The organism is Chryseobacterium polytrichastri, from assembly GCF_900142445.1.
In the GTDB taxonomy this organism is placed as follows: Bacteria; Bacteroidota; Bacteroidia; order Flavobacteriales; family Weeksellaceae; genus Chryseobacterium; species Chryseobacterium polytrichastri.
Map to the genome: position 1 here is coordinate 1 of NZ_FRAV01000035.1, position 17,409 is coordinate 17,409.

The 17,409-nt window shown below is 35.5% G+C and carries 12 protein-coding genes and 1 riboswitch; of the genes, 5 read left to right on the forward strand and 7 right to left on the reverse strand.

Annotated features, from left to right (window positions below):
- Positions 1-233: 233 nt before the first annotated feature.
- The 3 genes from prfA to BUB80_RS18065 all read right to left on the reverse strand — a co-directional run bounded on the left by prfA (position 234) and on the right by BUB80_RS18065 (position 5,776).
- A complete protein-coding gene (gene prfA / locus BUB80_RS18055) occupies positions 234-1,319 on the reverse strand; it encodes a peptide chain release factor 1 (protein ID WP_073295891.1) in 1,086 nt (361 codons plus the stop codon).
- 342 nt (positions 1,320-1,661) lie between these two features.
- Positions 1,662-2,960, reverse strand: a complete 1,299-nt coding sequence (locus tag BUB80_RS18060) for an APC family permease (protein WP_073295894.1) — start codon at positions 2,958-2,960, stop codon at positions 1,662-1,664.
- A gap of 251 nt (positions 2,961-3,211) precedes the next feature.
- Entirely contained in the window at positions 3,212-5,776 is a 2,565-nt protein-coding gene (locus BUB80_RS18065; protein WP_073296015.1) for a TonB-dependent receptor plug domain-containing protein, read from the reverse strand.
- A gap of 109 nt (positions 5,777-5,885) precedes the next feature.
- A riboswitch (SAM riboswitch) is annotated at positions 5,886-5,992 on the reverse strand.
- A 256-nt stretch (positions 5,993-6,248) separates the two neighbouring features.
- Here BUB80_RS18065 and BUB80_RS18070 point away from each other — a divergent pair.
- The 3 genes from BUB80_RS18070 to BUB80_RS18080 all read left to right on the forward strand — a co-directional run bounded on the left by BUB80_RS18070 (position 6,249) and on the right by BUB80_RS18080 (position 9,160).
- Entirely contained in the window at positions 6,249-7,547 is a 1,299-nt protein-coding gene (locus BUB80_RS18070; RefSeq protein ID WP_073295897.1) for an epoxide hydrolase family protein, read from the forward strand.
- 39 nt (positions 7,548-7,586) lie between these two features.
- Complete coding sequence (locus tag BUB80_RS18075) at positions 7,587-8,594, forward strand: alpha/beta fold hydrolase (RefSeq protein ID WP_073295899.1); 1,008 nt, start codon at positions 7,587-7,589, stop codon at positions 8,592-8,594.
- A 134-nt stretch (positions 8,595-8,728) separates the two neighbouring features.
- The gene (locus BUB80_RS18080; RefSeq protein WP_073295902.1) at positions 8,729-9,160 is read left to right on the forward strand and encodes an organic hydroperoxide resistance protein; all 432 of its coding nucleotides are present in this window, start codon (positions 8,729-8,731) and stop codon (positions 9,158-9,160) included.
- Between the two features lie 145 nt (positions 9,161-9,305).
- Here BUB80_RS18080 and BUB80_RS18085 read toward each other — a convergent pair whose 3' ends face one another.
- Complete coding sequence (locus BUB80_RS18085; protein WP_073295905.1) at positions 9,306-11,360, reverse strand: T9SS type A sorting domain-containing protein; 2,055 nt, start codon at positions 11,358-11,360, stop codon at positions 9,306-9,308.
- A gap of 151 nt (positions 11,361-11,511) precedes the next feature.
- Here BUB80_RS18085 and BUB80_RS18090 point away from each other — a divergent pair, with 151 nt between their 5' ends.
- On the forward strand, positions 11,512-12,381 hold the full coding sequence (locus BUB80_RS18090) for a helix-turn-helix transcriptional regulator (protein WP_073295908.1): 870 nt from the start codon (positions 11,512-11,514) through the stop codon (positions 12,379-12,381).
- Positions 12,382-12,478: 97 nt separating this feature from the next.
- Here the strand turns inward: BUB80_RS18090 and BUB80_RS18095 are convergent, their stop codons facing one another.
- Together BUB80_RS18095 and BUB80_RS18100 are read right to left on the reverse strand one after the other, a co-directional pair.
- Positions 12,479-12,757, reverse strand: coding sequence for a hypothetical protein (locus BUB80_RS18095; protein WP_073295911.1), 279 nt, complete (start codon positions 12,755-12,757; stop codon positions 12,479-12,481).
- A 183-nt stretch (positions 12,758-12,940) separates the two neighbouring features.
- Positions 12,941-14,548: a fumarate hydratase gene (locus tag BUB80_RS18100; protein WP_073295914.1), complete on the reverse strand. Its 1,608-nt coding sequence runs from the start codon at positions 14,546-14,548 to the stop codon at positions 12,941-12,943.
- 332 nt (positions 14,549-14,880) lie between these two features.
- On the opposite strand from BUB80_RS18100, the gene fumC reads away from it, so the two are divergent.
- Entirely contained in the window at positions 14,881-16,275 is a 1,395-nt protein-coding gene (gene fumC, locus BUB80_RS18105; protein WP_073295917.1) for a class II fumarate hydratase, read from the forward strand.
- An 84-nt stretch (positions 16,276-16,359) separates the two neighbouring features.
- Here fumC and BUB80_RS18110 read toward each other — a convergent pair whose 3' ends face one another.
- On the reverse strand, positions 16,360-17,400 hold the full coding sequence (locus BUB80_RS18110; RefSeq protein WP_073295920.1) for an outer membrane beta-barrel protein: 1,041 nt from the start codon (positions 17,398-17,400) through the stop codon (positions 16,360-16,362).
- Positions 17,401-17,409: the final 9 nt, after the last annotated feature.

Sequence of the window (17,409 nt, forward strand, 5' to 3'; positions counted from 1 at the left end):
ATACCATATTTCTTACGACATTCTGTAATTCCTAATTTACCGAATTCAATTTCTTTTACAATCTGAAGTTTCAAACTTAAACTGTAATCTTTCTGTGTACGCTTGACATAAAGCGTTTCTAAGTATTCTTTCATAACGATCATTTTTTTGTGTATCGCTATTTCAGGACTAGACAATTTGAAAACAAAAAACCTCTGAAAAAATCAGAGGTTTTGAATATCTTTTTATATTTCTTAGTAATTATCTTCTTCCCCTTTCATCTTCTCTGCATTTTCTGCCATGATTACGGCATCAATCATCTCAGAGATATCTCCATTCATGTAAGCGTCAAGATTATACATCGATTTGTTGATTCTATGATCTGTAACTCTTCCTTGAGGATAGTTGTAAGTTTTAATTTTCGCAGAACGGTCACCTGTAGAAACCATAGATTTACGTTGTGCAGCAATATCTCCTACAGATTTCTGTACTTCGATATCATATAACTTGGTACGAAGCATTTCCATCGCCAATTCTCTGTTGGCCAACTGAGAACGTGCCTGCTGACATACAACCACCATTCCTGAAGGTTTGTGTGTTAGCTGTACTTTGGTTTCAACCTTGTTTACGTTTTGTCCACCCGCTCCACCTGAACGTGAAGTCTGCATTTCAATATCGGCAGGATTTAATTCAAAATCAATTTCCTCAGCTTCCGGTAAAACAGCAACGGTAATTGCAGAAGTATGCACTCTACCTTGAGATTCTGTTTCAGGAACACGTTGTACACGGTGAACACCAGACTCAAATTTCATGATTCCGTAAACACCGTCTCCTTCAATCTTGATAATTAATTCTTTATATCCTTTAGATGCTTCACTAGAATCTGTGATCTCATGTTTCCATCCTTTGGTTTTGAAATACATTGCATACGCTCTGTACACATCTTCCACGAAAATAGCAGCTTCATCTCCACCGGTTCCGGCACGAAGTTCTACGATTACGTTTTTATCATCGGTTGGGTCTTTAGGAATCAAAAGCACCTTCAATTCTTCCTCCAAACCTGGAAGTTTCCCTTGAGCTTCTACTTTTTCTTCTTTGGCCATATCAACCAAATCTCTGTCTGAACCATCAGCAATGATCTCTTCAGATTCTGCAATATTATCTAAAGCATTTTTATACTGATCGTAAACTCTTACAATTTTGCCCAAATCACTGTATTCTTTATTTAATGAAGAATATTTTTTTTGATCTGAAATGATATCAGGCTGTATAATAAGGTCTGCCACCTCATTATATCTTTGTTTTATAGCTTCTAATTTTGGAATTAACGACTTAGACATTGTAGAAATTTTGTGGGGGCAAAGATAAGGATTATTAATTCAATACTCAATAGTCTTTACATAAACTCTAACTATTTGATATATATAATTTTGTATTATAATTAATATTATCTTGTTTTGGTTGTAAAATAAGATCCGTATTTTTTACCTGAGTCCTTTTGTCTTGAAACAAAAGAACGAAAAATTCAAGAATGGAGAGTTTGAACCATTAAGTTATTTTAAGCAATTAAGTTGAGTTAAGATAAATCATTCTGATTTTAAAGCCTTAGAGCGAAGCTATTCTTAATTTCACTTAAAAACTTTATCCATCTTAATGGTTCAAAAATAATTTGCAAAAACAGGTTAAGAATTATCCTTAGAAAGCTTTTTATCAATCAAATACAAAACAATTCCCAAGGCTACAATTCCTAATCCGATAAGACTCTCTTTAGGATTGTGAATAAACGTAAAATATAAAATGTAACTGCTGAACAACATAAAAACAGTCGGGAAAACATAGAATATATTCGATTTAAATATTTTTCGCTGACTTTTTTTAAGAAAGAAAACCGTAGAAATGGCCAACGTTGCAAACAGTTGAAGTATAAACGAAGTGTACACAAAAATTTCTTTAAAACTTCCTGTCAGAATAATCAAAGTTGCGATAACAGCATGCGCAAAAATAGCTCGAACAGGAATTCCTTTTTTATTATTAACCGATAAAGATTTCCACAGTCTGTTTTCTTTCGCAAAAGCCTGTGTTAATCTGGAACCTACCCATAAATATCCACTAATCGTCGCTACTAGCTGCAAGGCAATAAAAACATTCACTATTTTTCCAAAAGAATGGCCAAGCATATTATTAGCTGCCTCTCTCATCACATCTTCTTTTCCTTCCAATTGATGGATTGGAGCATGCTTCAACATAATATAATTAATCAAAATATAGCAAACCGTCACGAAAACAGTTCCTACAATCAAAGCTTTAGGAAGATTTTTTTGAACATCTTTAATTTCTCCCGCGATGTAAGATGCGGAGTTCCAGCCTGTGTAAGAATACGTTACAAAAACCAATGAGGTTGCAAACGCAGGAAGCATCATTTCGTCTTTCCAACTGTCGGTGAAACTCAGGCTATTTCCAATTTGAGGTTCAGAAAGGACAACACCCAAAATAATCAGCACAACGATAAAAGCGACTTTAATAAACGTAAAAAAGTTATGAAATCTGCTCGATGCTTTTAAACTAAACGATAAAGACAGCGCCACCAAAAAGATGACAACAATAGAAAACCAAGTTCCAAAAGTGAAATCAAAAGCGGAAAGATATTGTGACATGGCCAACGCCGCCAACGCAACAGGTGAAGAAAACCCGATAATCAAAGAAATCCAACTCACCAAATAGCCTAAAAGTGGATGATAGGTTTCTTTAAGGTAAATAAAGTCCCCCCCATTTCCTTTAAAATGAGAGCCTAATTCCGCATAACAGAATGCTCCAAATAAAGCCAATACTCCACCAATCATCCAAAGCAGAAAAATACTGTACGTATTGGTAACATCCACCAACTGAAAACCTAAGGTCGTGAAAATCCCCGTCCCAATCATATTGGATACCACGATGGCAACTGCTGTTTTCCAGCCTATTTGATGTGAAGTCGTACTCATTTAATTTATAGATACTAGATTTAGACTTAAAAACTCATTAAAAATTTAACCGCAAAAGGCACAAAAGCTATGATTTAAAATTTAGTTATTTTGAAACCGAAAGTCCTCAAAAGAATAATATTTCGACTCCGCTCAATATGCAAAGATTTTTTAAAAAATTGATGTGCTCTTATTTACAGATCATTATAAACTTAAATAAGCAACATTATTAATCTTTTGTGTCTTTTGTGGTGAAATTAAAAAGTTCAATATTAAAAATTAAAGTTAACTCTTCCGAAGAAATAACTTCCCAATGTTCCCATCTGAACCGGCGCATATTTGAAAACTCCGTAATAAGAATTCTCATAGATCTGCAGATCAGGAAAAACATCCAATAAATTGTTGGCTCCAATGGTAAGGTTTACATTTTTAGTGATGTCATACCCAACGCTTACGTCCGTAACAATTTTAGGTGAAAATTCCTGAACACCACCAAAAGGATATCCGTCTCTGATGACCTTACCAAAATACGTATTTCTCACTAAGAAATTGAATTTATTAATGCTATAATTAAGTCCTAACGTTGCTTTTGCTTTAGGAGAAAGAGTTTCAATAATATTGATTTGATCTGGTCCGAAAAATTCTGACTGTGGCGTATCCAAATTCTGAGGAAAATGGAATCCTGTTATCTTTGTTTCCGTGTAATTTCCTGCTAAATTGATATTTAAATTCCCACCTGCTAATTTCCAATCGTATGAAATAACCAAATCGACCCCTTTTGTTTCGGTATCAATGGCATTGGCAAAGAATCTGCCACTTTCTGCAACGTTATTTTCGCCCACCAATTCCGGATCAGACAATCTTTTATCTGTAATATTGCTGGTGATAACAATTCTGTCTTTTACCCCAATCCAATAGCCGTCCAGCGTAATGAAAAGCCCTTTGGCTGGTTTTAAAGTAAATCCTAGACTAGCGTTGACAGAAGTTTCCTGCTTTAGTTTATCAAAACCCAAAACCTCAGCTGCTTTACTGTCTGTGGTAAAGATTCCTTTTCTTACAATTCCGATTCCTGAAGTTGAAATATCTGCATAAGAATTATTAAAATACTGCTGTTGCAAAGAAGGTGCTCTGAATCCTGTTCCTACTGCTCCGCGAATTGCGTAATTTTTTACAAACTCGTATCGAATAGCTAATTTCCCATTCAATGTATTTCCGAAATCAGAATAATTTTCAAATCTTGCAGCGGCATCAATATTTAATTTTTTATCTAAATCATAAGAAACATCTGCGTAAACCGCCGTAGAATGTCTTGATTTTTTCAACGCATTATCAGGAGAGAAACCCATAAAAGACTGTGATCCGCCTGCACCAATTATATCGGAAGCCGGTGTTGTAGACGTCACTACATTTCCATAAATGTCGTATGTTGCGTAAGATGCCTCATCTCCTGCTTTAATTTGATATTGCTCAAATCTGAATTCTCCTCCAAATGCAACATTGAAATTATTTAAGTTCTTAGAAACATCAAGGTTAATGGTATTTTGAAGAAAGCTGTGCGCTCCTGCATAAAAACTTGTAGGCGATTTTGCCCCTAGGGAAGCGTTATTGGTATTATTAACATTATAATTGAATGTATTGCTTCCGAAAGTATTACTCAAATCAAAAAACCAGTCGTTTACATTGTACTTCGTTCCGACAGCGTAAGAAAGATCGTAGACCTGAGATTTCAAATTAGCCTGAAAACCATTTGGATAAATTGAAGAAACAATATTATTTTTTTCACTTGGAAGCCTTCTAAAACCAAAACCCTGCCCCTCTTTTAAACTAAAGCCTCCAAAACTATACAGCTTAAAATGATCATTAAAAGGATATTCTGCATTGAAAAATAGTTGAGCCTGTTTTATTTGGGCATCACCAATCTGAAAGTTGAAATCATTACGAGTTAGTCCATTTTGAGCAATCAAAGCATCGTCATAAGCTCTGGAAATCTGACTTCCCGTACCTCCATCTGCAGGATCTGCAAAAGGGTAAGCGAAATAATTCCCATAACTTCCTGATGCAATTGGAGAAACATTAGGAAGAGCTATACCGTTCGCTGAAATTGCTCCGTTATTATTAACAACATTTAAATTCGATTGATCATAGATAATCAAATCATGATTTTGTGTTCTAGTTGTTTTTCCTCTTTGACTTAATTGTAATGATAGATTGATATAGCTCTTCTCCTTTCCTAAAGAAGTTCCGTAATTAGCTGCTCCCTGATAGGTTTCACCATCATTTCTTCCTGATAATCCGTAATTTAAACTTGCAGAAGCGCCAATATCTTTTTTAAGAATAATATTAATAACACCTGCAATGGCATCAGAACCATATTGTGCTGCTGCTCCGTCTCTTAACACTTCTATCCTATCAATCGCAATCACAGGAATGGTACTTAAATCTGTTCCAACAGAACCGTTTCCGACCGTATTTTGATAGTTAACTAAAGAAGTAGTATGTCTTCTTTTTCCGTTCACCAAAACCAACACCTGATCGGGACCCATTCCTCTCAATGTCATCGGATCAATATGCTCTGTTCCGTCAGAAGCCGATTGCCTCACTGCATTAAAAGAAGGAATCACATAATTTAAAAGATCCTGAACCGTTGTTTGAGGCGCCGACTTTTGTAGTTTTTCAATATTAATAACATCCACCGGAACCGGAGTTTCGAGTTTTGTTCTTTTCGCATTACGATTACCTACAATAATGACGTCTTCAATCTGTTTTTCCTTTTCCAATTCCTGTGCAGATAATAATCCTACACTTAAAAGGAGTACGCTTATGCTGAGCTTTTTCATTTCGCGAGTGTTTCTTTCAAATTTTAAAATAAATAATATGCTCACAGTAACACCTGCAAACATCAACAAAGATTGTCAAGAAATGGAATGAATATTTAGAATATTGCTTCACTTATCTTCCCCCAATTGGGTTGGAATTAGCACCTTTACACACTGAAATTGTGTCGGTTGCTAAGGTTTCACAGGGCCAAATCCCTCCACCTTTCTCGATAAATCTATTGCAAAAGTAGACTATTGTTTTCAAATAACAAAGAGGAGGTTAAATTGTCTATGCTGAATTTATAATTGATCCTTGACCTTTCATTTTGTATAGCTCACTTTTACTCTTCCTTTTTAAGGGTAAGGATGTCCATTTCACGCTGAAGTTTGTCCGTTTGCCATTCTTGCTGATTGTAAAGAGCAAACCCACACTCTACTTTTGCTTCAGAAATTTTACAACATCAAAATAATTTTAATCTCAAAAATCATAGCAATGAAAACAAATCAGACTCATAAAAGAAATTTTCAGACAATAGCTGCAGCAGCTTTTATGTTTATTTCAACAGTAGGTTTTGCCCAACAGCTTACCTCAGTAGATAAAAAAGATTCGGAACAGATTCGTCCTTTTCATATTCATGTATCAGACAATGCTCTTAATGAACTTCGCCAACGTATCAATACAACACGATGGCCGGATAAAGAAACGGTAACAGACCAATCTCAAGGGGTAAAATTAGATCAAATCAAAAAATTAACCAGTTATTGGGGAACCGACTACGATTGGCGTAAGGCTGAAACAAAACTGAATGCTCTCCCACAATTTATCACTAATATTGACGGACTTGATATTCAATTTGTTCACATTAAATCAAAGCATAAAAATGCACTTCCTTTAATAATCACTCACGGATGGCCTGGTTCTGTATTTGAACTTTTAAAAGTAGTGGGACCACTTACCGATCCTACAGCTTATGGCGGAAAAGCAGAAGATGCTTTTGATCTCGTTATCCCATCAATGCCCGGTTATGGGTTTTCAGAAAAGCCAAAAACAACAGGATGGGGCCCAGAAAAAATAGGAAATGCATGGGATATTTTAATGAAACGTTTGGGATACAAAAATTATGTTTCCCAAGGAGGTGATTGGGGCTCTGTGATTGCAGATGCAATGGCTCGCCAGGCTCCAAAAGGTCTGCTAGCCATACATGTTAATATGCCTGCTACTGTTCCCGTAGAAATTGCCGATGTTTTAAAAGAAGGAGGTGCTGCTCCCTCAGGACTATCAGATAAAGAAAAAGCGGCCTTTCTTTCATTAAACAAACTCTATACAAAAGGAGGCGGTTATGCAGGGATGATGGTAACCCGTCCGCAAACTCTTGGTTATGGACTTACAGATTCACCAACCGCGTTGGCTTCTTTTTTCTTAGATAAATTCAATGAATGGACTTACAGCGGTGGAAATGCCGAAAAATCTCTTACCAAAGATGAAATGCTGGATGATATTACGTTGTATTGGCTTACGAATACCGCTGCGTCTTCTGCACAATTATACTGGGAAAATAACACCAATAACTTTAATGTAGTAGAACAAAGAACATCCGAAATTAAAATTCCTGTTGCGGTAACTGTTTTTCCGGGAGAGATCTATCAGGCTCCGAAAAGCTGGACAGAACGCAGTTATAAAAATCTTGTCTACTTCAACGAGGTGAAAAAAGGTGGTCATTTCGCAGCTTGGGAAGAACCTCAACTTTTCTCTGAGGAGATGAGAGCCGCTTTTAAATCATTCCGTAAATAACACGAATTCAAATCAATATTAATTAAAATTTTAAATAATATGTTTCACACTTCAATACCTAAACATCATTATTTTATTAAAAAATATTTGATCAGAGCAATTCTTATTTTACTGTTTAGTATAGGATTAAATGCACAGGAAACGAAAAATTCCTTAGGAACTTTAAAGCAAATCAACGCAGGTGTTCTGAATATTGGTTATACAGAAGCCGGCTCACCTAATAGAACTCCAGTGATTCTGCTTCACGGTTGGCCGTATGACATTCATAGCTATGAGGAAGTGGTTCCTTTATTATCAGCAAAAGGTTACAGAGTAATTACTCCCTATTTAAGAGGTTTCGGGACAACCCGATTCCTATCCGATAAAACAATGAGAAATGGTCAACAAACGGCAGTTGCGAATGATATTATTGCTTTAATGGATGCTTTAAAAATCGACAAAGCCATCATCGGAGGATTCGATTGGGGCGCAAGAACCGCAGACGTGATGGCTGTTCTTTATCCGGAAAGAGTAAAAGGTTTGGTTTCGGTGAGCGGATATTTAATTACCAATCTTGAAGCGAATAAAAAACCTCTTTCTCCAAATGCGGAATTGGGTTGGTGGTATCAATATTATTTTTCAACCGAACGTGGTGAAAAAGGATATAAAGACAATACCTATGAATTCAACAAATTGATTTGGAAAACTGCTTCACCATTATGGAATTTCAGTAAAGAAACGTACGATCAAACAGCGCAATCTTTCAACAATCCGGATCATGTTGCGATTGTTATTCATAATTACCGTTGGAGATTATCTCTTGCAAAAGGAGAATCAAAATATGATGAATTGGATCAAAAACTTCAATCAAGGCCTAAAATCAGCGTTCCTACCATTACAATCAGCAGTGATTTTGACGGCGCTGCGATTGATGGAAAGGCTTATGAAAATCAATTTACAGGAAAATATTCGCATAAAATTTTAAAAGGAATCGGGCACAATGTTCCGCAGGAAGATCCGAAGTCTTTTGCCGATGCAATTATAGAAGTTGATGGTTATTCAAAATAACTTCACTTTTCAGAATGTCTTTTTTACACTTCAAATTGTCTGTTTCACTTATTTTATGATTTCATACAATTTTAAACTCAAGTAATTTTGACCTATAATTTTAAACCAATTAATAACAATTAAATATTTTCAAAATGGAAAACAATCAAACCTTACAATCAGAAAAAGTATTATATACCGGAAAAACTCATACGACAGGAGGTCGTGAAGGATTTTCTAAAAGCTCTGACGGAAATCTTAACATAAAACTTTCAACTCCGGGAGGAAATGAGGTAGGAACAAATCCGGAACAGCTTTTCGCAGCAGGATGGTCGGCTTGTTTTATCGGAGCTCTTGGTATTGCCGCGAGAAGAAGAAAAATAAAATTATCACCTGAAACATCCGTAGATGCAGAAGTTGATCTTTGCATGGCTGATGATGCTTATTTTTTACAGGCTCGATTGAATGTAAGCTTTCCGGGAATCGATTTCGAAACTGCAAAATTACTGACTGAGGAAGCACATCAAACTTGTCCGTATTCTAAAATGTCAAGAGGAAATATTAATGTAGAAATTAATATTCTTTAAAGAATTAAAACCTATCTTATATTTAAATAAAACCCGCTGTGTATTTATGATACACAACGGGTTTCTGCAATTTAATATGAACTAATTAAGAAAAACAAAAGGCCTTAAAAAAGCCTTTTGTTCATCAATCAAATATCTATGGACTTTAGTTTTTGCTGATTTTTTTAGAGAAAGTCTGTCCGTTCTTTAATTTCAATTCTACAATATAGATTCCTTTTGGAAGTCCTTGCATATCGATCTGATCATTAGAGAATTTAACATTAATCTTCTGTCCTACTACATTCATTACATTTACATTTTCAATCGCTGAATCTGCTTTAATATAAAGAATTCCACTTGTTGGGTTTGGATAAACCCCTACCGTTTTAGCCTTAATATCAGAAGTTCCCAACGTGGTAAATTCTTTGATACATCTTACAGAATGCCCTTGTCCCCTAGGTCCACCAGAAGAAGCATTCGCAATTGTAGTTCCAATATATAAATATTTTCCTCCAGAAATAGCTGTATCTGAACTCCAGAAATAGCCTCTTTGTCCCACATAGGTAAATCCTCCATCACTCGAACTTCTGAATCCACCAGCTGGTAGTTTTAGTTTACTGTTATAAGCCGTTGCAGGGTTTGATATCCCTTCAGAAGATACTAAAGTAGTCCATTCACTCTGAGATGGCATTTTCCAGTCTGTTCCAATTGCTTTACATGGGTCTGCTCCTTTTGCAATGGATACAGAATTTGCATTTTCTATGTTCCATTGATCTGTTAGAGCGCTTCCAGCCCACCAAGCCGGAGAGCCAATCACATAACCTATCCCTGCTACTCCGGTTGGATTATTAGATGAAGGCGCAGAGCTCGTTGCCGAGTTTCTAAGCTGATGCCCATCATCCCATCTTCCCCATTGGAAAAGATCTCCATAAGAATCTGCGTCTGCCTGAGAAGTGGCTACCTGAGAGCTTCCCAAATTTTGTTGAAGCCAGATTTTTCCATCTGCCCCTCTTACCGTAGTATATGAAACAACCTGCCCTTTATAATTGAATTTAACACAACCCAAGTCACCAACATTATTTCCCGGATCTGTCCCGTTACAAGCTTGAGGGGTAGTGGTAAGAGCAAATCTTTTTACTTTCAAGCCTCCTTCTGTATACGCTAATACCAGATAGTTGTTTACTTTATCTATTGTTAATTCATTGTAAGTTGCTTCTCCATCAGAAAGAAAAGTCCCTCCTAATGTTCCCCAAGTTTGGGATGCAGTATCTAATTTGTATACTGTATTTCTTAGAAAATTATCATTTTCCCAACGGCTAGCCACTACATAAGGTTCACCCGCCGGAGTTACCGCAATAGCCACATGCTGTGCTCCTCCTGAAGAGAAATAGGCATTTCCTACTTGTACCCAAGAAGTTCCATTAAATTTCTTAACATTAACTTTTCTGGAGTTTGCCGAGTTTGAAACATAAGCAACATATAGATTGTTATTGGCATCAATGGCAATATCTGATGTATAACTTTCTCCAGAAGATGAAGCATCTACAATACTTCCGCCTACCAAAGTCCAGTTATTAGAAGTGGTTGCTGTTGTTGCGTTTTCATATACATTAACACCACTTGCTACATTACAAGTATAGACTTTGTTATTGGTTCCTATGACCATTTCTGCAAAAGAAGCGCCGTTTGAGAAACCTGCATTTCCTACCTGCTCCCAAGCTCCGTTTACATAACGCTGAACGGTACCTGAATTCTGAGTGCTGTAAGTAAATAATACATTAGCCGGTGATACTGCAGAAGCATGATAATTAATCGTGTTTGTCGTTGCACTTGGTAGCTGAGACCAAGCCGTTCCGTTAAACTGACGAACTTCTAAACCACTTCCCTGATTGGTATAATAAATATTCCCTGAACCATCCACTGATAAAGAGTTATACAATGCCGTTCCTGATGTAATCCCGGCACTTCCTCCAACATAAGACCAAGAAGTTCCGTTAAATTTCTGTACAGAACCCTTTGCTACAGATGCATCGTAATAAGAAATAAAATAATTTCCTGCATTGTCTACCACCAAATTATTGTGGCTAGATCCTGCTGCTGATATCGGTTGCACCGACCCAACATTCTCCCATTGCTGTGCGTATGTGTAATTCCCTGCGATAGCAAGCAACCCAAATCCCACTCCAATTTTTTTAATAGCAAAATATAAATTTCCGAACATAATGAATATTATTTTTATTTATTCTAAATTTAATTTAATTTTGCGCAAAATTAGTTGACATTCTTAACCTTGAGTTATCATTTCCAAACTTTTAGTTATCTGATGTCTGGCTTTCATGTTAAATTGTACCATGCTCGTAAAAACTTGTCGTATGAAGAATCAATCTAAAAATGGGTTATTGTTCAGATCCGAAGACATTAAAATCATAATGCAGGAAGACTCGTGCCCTGAAACCTATTCCAGATCTAGTATGATTGAAGGAAAATTGAGCTTTAACTTAATCTTTTTGTTGAGTCCGAATATCAATCTGGAAGCCCAAGATTGTGGAACTCATTTTATATTCAAGAAAAATCAATACATCCTCCATTACTCATCTCAGGAAAGTACAGCTGAACTTTGGACAGAAAATCAGGAGACCTTAAAATATCTTCAGATTCAGATCAATTATCAATATATATTTAATCTCATTAATCCTGAATCTAATCGAGAAAGCGCAGAAATTCTCGAAAATATGATTGAGAATAATTATATCTTCCTTCATAAAGAAACTCCACCGGATATGACTGTCGAAATGCATATCATTTTAAGAGAAATTGTAAGCTATACTAAAAGAGGTGTGATGCAGAAATTATTTATTGAAGCGAAAATTATTAAACTTCTGATTTTAATTTTTGAACAATTCAATGAAAAAGATACGATTGAAGCCTCCCCACAAACGCCATCGATCATTAAGAAATTCATTGATGAAAATTTTCACAAGAATATAAAAGTTGAAGAGATTGGAAAGTTGATAGGAATTAATCAGAACAAAATAAGAAAAGAATTTAAAGCCCAATATCACATCACCGTTACCGATTACCTTTCTGAACTAAGAATGCTTAAGGCTAAAAAGATGATCATCGATAAAGAAATTATGATCAAAGAAATCGCCATTGAATGCGGTTATGAATACGTTCAAAACTTTACAAGAGCATTTAAGAAAAAATACGGAGTTTCTCCTGAGACTTTAAGAAATGGGTAAAAACAGAAAACCACCTAATAAATTAAGTGGTTTATATATGTTGTTTTGCTTTGATATTACTTTTTCAGAATTAAGGTGAAAAAGCAATGACAATCAATTAATGATGTCCGTGACTATCGTGTAAGAAAGGTCCGTGTCCTTTAGGGCTATTGAAGATTACTTCAACTCCTTGTTGCTCATTCAGTTCTTTTCTTCTGATATCTTCCGGATCAAAAGGTTTTACTTTACCGAAGTACTCCATCAAACCTTCACTTAACCACATTGGGATTACCAATCCAAAAAACATAAAGATACACCAGAATCCTACAAGGAACATTGTAACAAAGTAGATTGTCCAAAGGAACTGATAAAACGGCCAAAATGCTGATAACATCATTTTTCTTATATATTTTAGGCAAAAATAGAACTTTTTTCTTTTTTAAACAAAAGATAAGCGCCCTATTTTCATTATTTATTTTTATTTTAAACTATTCAAATAGATATTAGAAGCTAGATTTCAGATATTAGACTTACAATTATAGTCCTAAAATTCTGATACATAACTTGAACATCTAAATTATTAATGGGCAAGATTTGCGAAGAAATCATTTCCTTTATCATCGGTAATGATGAATGCTGGGAAATCTTTCACTTCAATTTTTCTTACTGCTTCCATTCCTAATTCAGGGAAATCAACCACCTCAACAGACAGAATATTATCTTTTGCCAAAATCGCAGCTGGTCCGCCAATTGAGCCAATATAGAATCCACCATATTTATGACAAGCGTTCGTAACATCAGCGGTTCTGTTTCCTTTTGCCAACATCACCATACTTCCGCCATGGCTTTGGAATTCGTCTACATAAACATCCATTCTTCCCGCCGTTGTCGGTCCGAAACTTCCTGAAGCCATTCCTTCCGGAGTTTTTGCAGGTCCTGCGTAATAGATTGGGTGATTTTTGAAATATTCAGGCATTGGTTTTCCTGCATCCAACAATTCTTTGATCTTTGCGTGAGCGATATCTCTTGCAACGATCAATGTTCCGTTTAATTTTAATCTTGTTTTGATTGGATATTTTGAAAGCTCTGCTAAAATTTCAGGCATTGGCTTATTCAAATTAATCTCAACTGCTTCCTCCAAATGTGGTGGCGTTGCAGGTAAGAATCTTTTTGGATTTTCTTCCAATTGCTCTAAGAAAACACCATCTTTATTGATTTTTCCTTTAATATTTCTATCTGCTGAACAAGAAACGCCCATTCCAACCGGGCAAGAAGCCGCGTGACGAGGAAGTCTGATTACTCGAACATCATGAGTTAAATATTTTCCACCAAACTGAGCTCCAATAGCACTTTCCTGGCAGATCTTCTGAACTTTAGCCTCCCATTCCAAATCTCTGAAAGCCTGACCTGCTTCGTTTCCTTCTGTCGGAAGATTATCGTAATATTTTGCAGATGCTTTTTTTACTGTCGCCAAATTCGCTTCCGCAGAAGTTCCTCCAATAACCAAAGCTAAGTGGTAAGGCGGACAAGCAGCCGTTCCTAAATCTGAAATTCTTTCTTTTACGAAAGCTTCCAAAGATTTTTCGTTCAACAAAGACTTTGTTTTTTGATATAAGAAAGTTTTGTTGGCAGAACCGCCTCCTTTCGTTAAGAATAAAAACTCATAAGAATCTCCTTTTTTAGCATACAGATCAATTTGTGCCGGAAGATTTGAACCTGAGTTTTTCTCATCAAACATATTCAAAGGAACAACCTGAGAATATCTTAAGTTTCTTTTTTGGTATGTATTGTAAATACCTTTGCTTAAATATTCACCGTCATCAACGCCTGTGTAAACGTTCTCTCCTTTTTTACCCATCACGATAGCCGTTCCTGTATCCTGGCAAGAAGGCAACGCTCCCTCCACTGCTACAGCAGCATTCTGTAATAAGTTATAGGCAACGAATCTGTCATTATCGGTAGCTTCAGGATCATCGATAATTCTTTTCAAACTTTCTAAGTGAGACGAACGAAGCATAAAAGATACATCTGCCATCGCTTCTTCAGCCAATAACTCCAATCCTTTTGGATCAATTGTTAAGATCTCTCTGTCTCCTAGTTTTTCAACTTTCACATACTCTGAAGTCAACTTTTTATAAACCGTATCGTCCTTTTGAATCGGGTACGGATCCTGATATCTAAATTCCATTTCAATTTTTTCTTAATACAAAAATACGCCTTACTTAAAAAAACATGAGTAAAATCAGTGACTTGAATTGATATTTATAATGATTATAAATTGTGGGATTCTGAGTTTATGATTAATTTTATAGAAACTTATTTTTAACCACAAAAGGCACAAAAGTTTTTAAACACATCAATAATTTAAGTTTAATTAAATAGTGTTTTAAAAGAACACATTAGTTTTTGAAAATATATGATTTTCATTTTTGTGAACTTTAAAGATTCTTATTCTAAAATTTAGACTAAATCTTTTGTTCCTTTTGTGGTTTAATTAAAATTATAAAAATTTCAATCACAATGAATTACAGAATAGAAAAAGACACCATGGGTGAGGTTCAAGTGCCTGCTGATAAGTTTTGGGGAGCACAAACCGAACGTTCAAGAAACAATTTTAAGATTGGTCCGGAAAGTTCAATGCCCCACGAAATTATCGAAGCTTTTGCTTATTTAAAAAAAGCAGCAGCCTTCACCAATACTGACCTGGGAGTTCTTCCTGCTGAAAAAAGAGATATGATCGCTAAAGTTTGCGAAGAAATCTTAGAAGGAAAATTAAACGACCAATTCCCGTTGGTAATCTGGCAAACTGGCTCAGGAACACAATCTAACATGAATGTGAATGAGGTAATTTCTAATAGAGCTCATGTTAATAATGGAGGAAATTTAGGTGATAAATCTGAAATTCATGCCAATGATGACGTAAATAAATCACAATCATCCAACGATACTTATCCAACAGCAATGCACATTGCAGCCTACAAAAAAGTAGTGGAAGCTACAATTCCTGCTGTTGAGAAACTAAAAAATACGTTAGCGGAAAAATCGATTGCTTTTAAAGATATTGTAAAGATTGGAAGAACGCATTTAATGGATGCTACTCCATTAACTTTAGGACAAGAGTTTTCAGGATATGTGGCTCAGTTAAATTATGGTTTAAAAGCATTAAAAAATACATTGCCTCACCTTTCTGAACTTGCTTTAGGAGGAACTGCAGTAGGAACAGGACTAAATACCCCAAAAGGTTATGATGTAAAAGTGGCTGAATATATCGCAAAATTCACCAATCTTCCTTTTGTAACGGCTGAGAATAAATTTGAAGCTTTGGCAGCTCACGATGCAATTGTAGAATCTCACGGAGCTTTAAAACAACTGGCAGTCTCTTTATTTAAAATTGCTCAGGATATCAGGTTAATGGCTTCCGGCCCGCGTTCAGGGATTGGTGAAATTCACATTCCAGAAAATGAACCGGGTTCATCCATTATGCCCGGAAAAGTAAATCCTACCCAAAACGAAGCATTAACAATGGTTTGCGCGCAAGTTTTAGGAAATGATACTACGATTTCATTCGCAGGAACTCAGGGGAATTATGAACTGAATGTTTTCAAACCCGTAATGGCTTATAATTTCTTGCAATCTGCACAGTTAATTGCTGATGCATGTATTTCATTTAATGACCATTGTGCTGTTGGAATTGAACCTAACAATGAAAGAATTAAAGAATTGGTAGATAAATCTTTAATGTTGGTTACTGCTTTGAATACGCACATCGGTTATGAAAATGCTGCAAAAATTGCAAAAACAGCCCACAAAAACGGAACAACATTGAAAGAAGAAGCCGTAAATCTTGGATTTTTAACTGCTGAACAATTTGACGAATGGGTGAAACCTGAAGATATGGTTGGAAGTTTGAAATAGAAAATTAGATTTAATTATTATATTGTAAAAACGCTGAGAAATTTTTCCCAGCGTTTTTTATATATGAATGGTTACGTGCTTTTTCTACCACCAAAGTCCTACTCCAAAAATTAGAGCTTTATCATTTTCAAAATTTCCGTTTTTGAAGAAATTACCAAAATCTTTTTTCACAAAAATGCTGAAATCATTGTAAGACACCGTGAATTGCCCACCGTAAATAAAAGGACTTACCTGATAATTACTTCTGTCTCTATCGCTGATTCCTTCTCCTTTGATAATATTATTGGTAGACATTTTAACGCCTCCATAAACATTAGCTCCTACTTTGAAACCCTTGTTATAATCTCTGTACTGAACATCCATTCCGGCATTTTTGATCTTCGAAAAATTATATTGGATTCCCAACGGAACCATAATATATCCCGTTCTCAATTTACTCTTGCTCAACCCTTTATCATAATGAGCCAAGACAGGATTGGCATTAATATCTTTCATAAAAAACATATTGTTATCAATATTTAACGTTCTCCAAGAAAAACCAATTCCCGAAATCAATCCCCATGGACTTGTTCTTCCAAACTGATAGTTGAGCTTAAGTCCAAATTCAAAATTTCCGGCATATCCTAAATTTTTATCTAAGTCGTTATCCGCTTTAGAATTCGTAAGATTCATAATTCCATAGGAAAAATATCCTTCAAGAGTTTTCGTTGGTCTGAATTTTTTCATCAATTTTACTTTTAACTCTTCATTAGAAGTAACATCAGAATTAAGAAGTGAATATCTAACCTGTTTTTGAATTACACTGTCAAGATCAAAGCCCAACCCTTCAATTCTCGCATCAATTTTTTCAGAAAAACGATCGGCAATGATGGATTTTTGTTTATCAAACTCTATTTTGTCAAGATTTTTTGACTGAAGCGTAAGTAATTCTGCTTCCATTAATTTTTTCTCTTCCTGAATGATAGCATCAATTTTTTTGGCGTACTCATCTACTTTTTCCTTTACAATAGGGCTTACCTCAGTATCATTTTTTGGCTGAAGGTTTAAGGATAATGATTTTCTCTGTGAATATACTGATGTGGATAACAGACACAGGAATCCCATCATGATAATTTTCTTGATCATATTATTAAT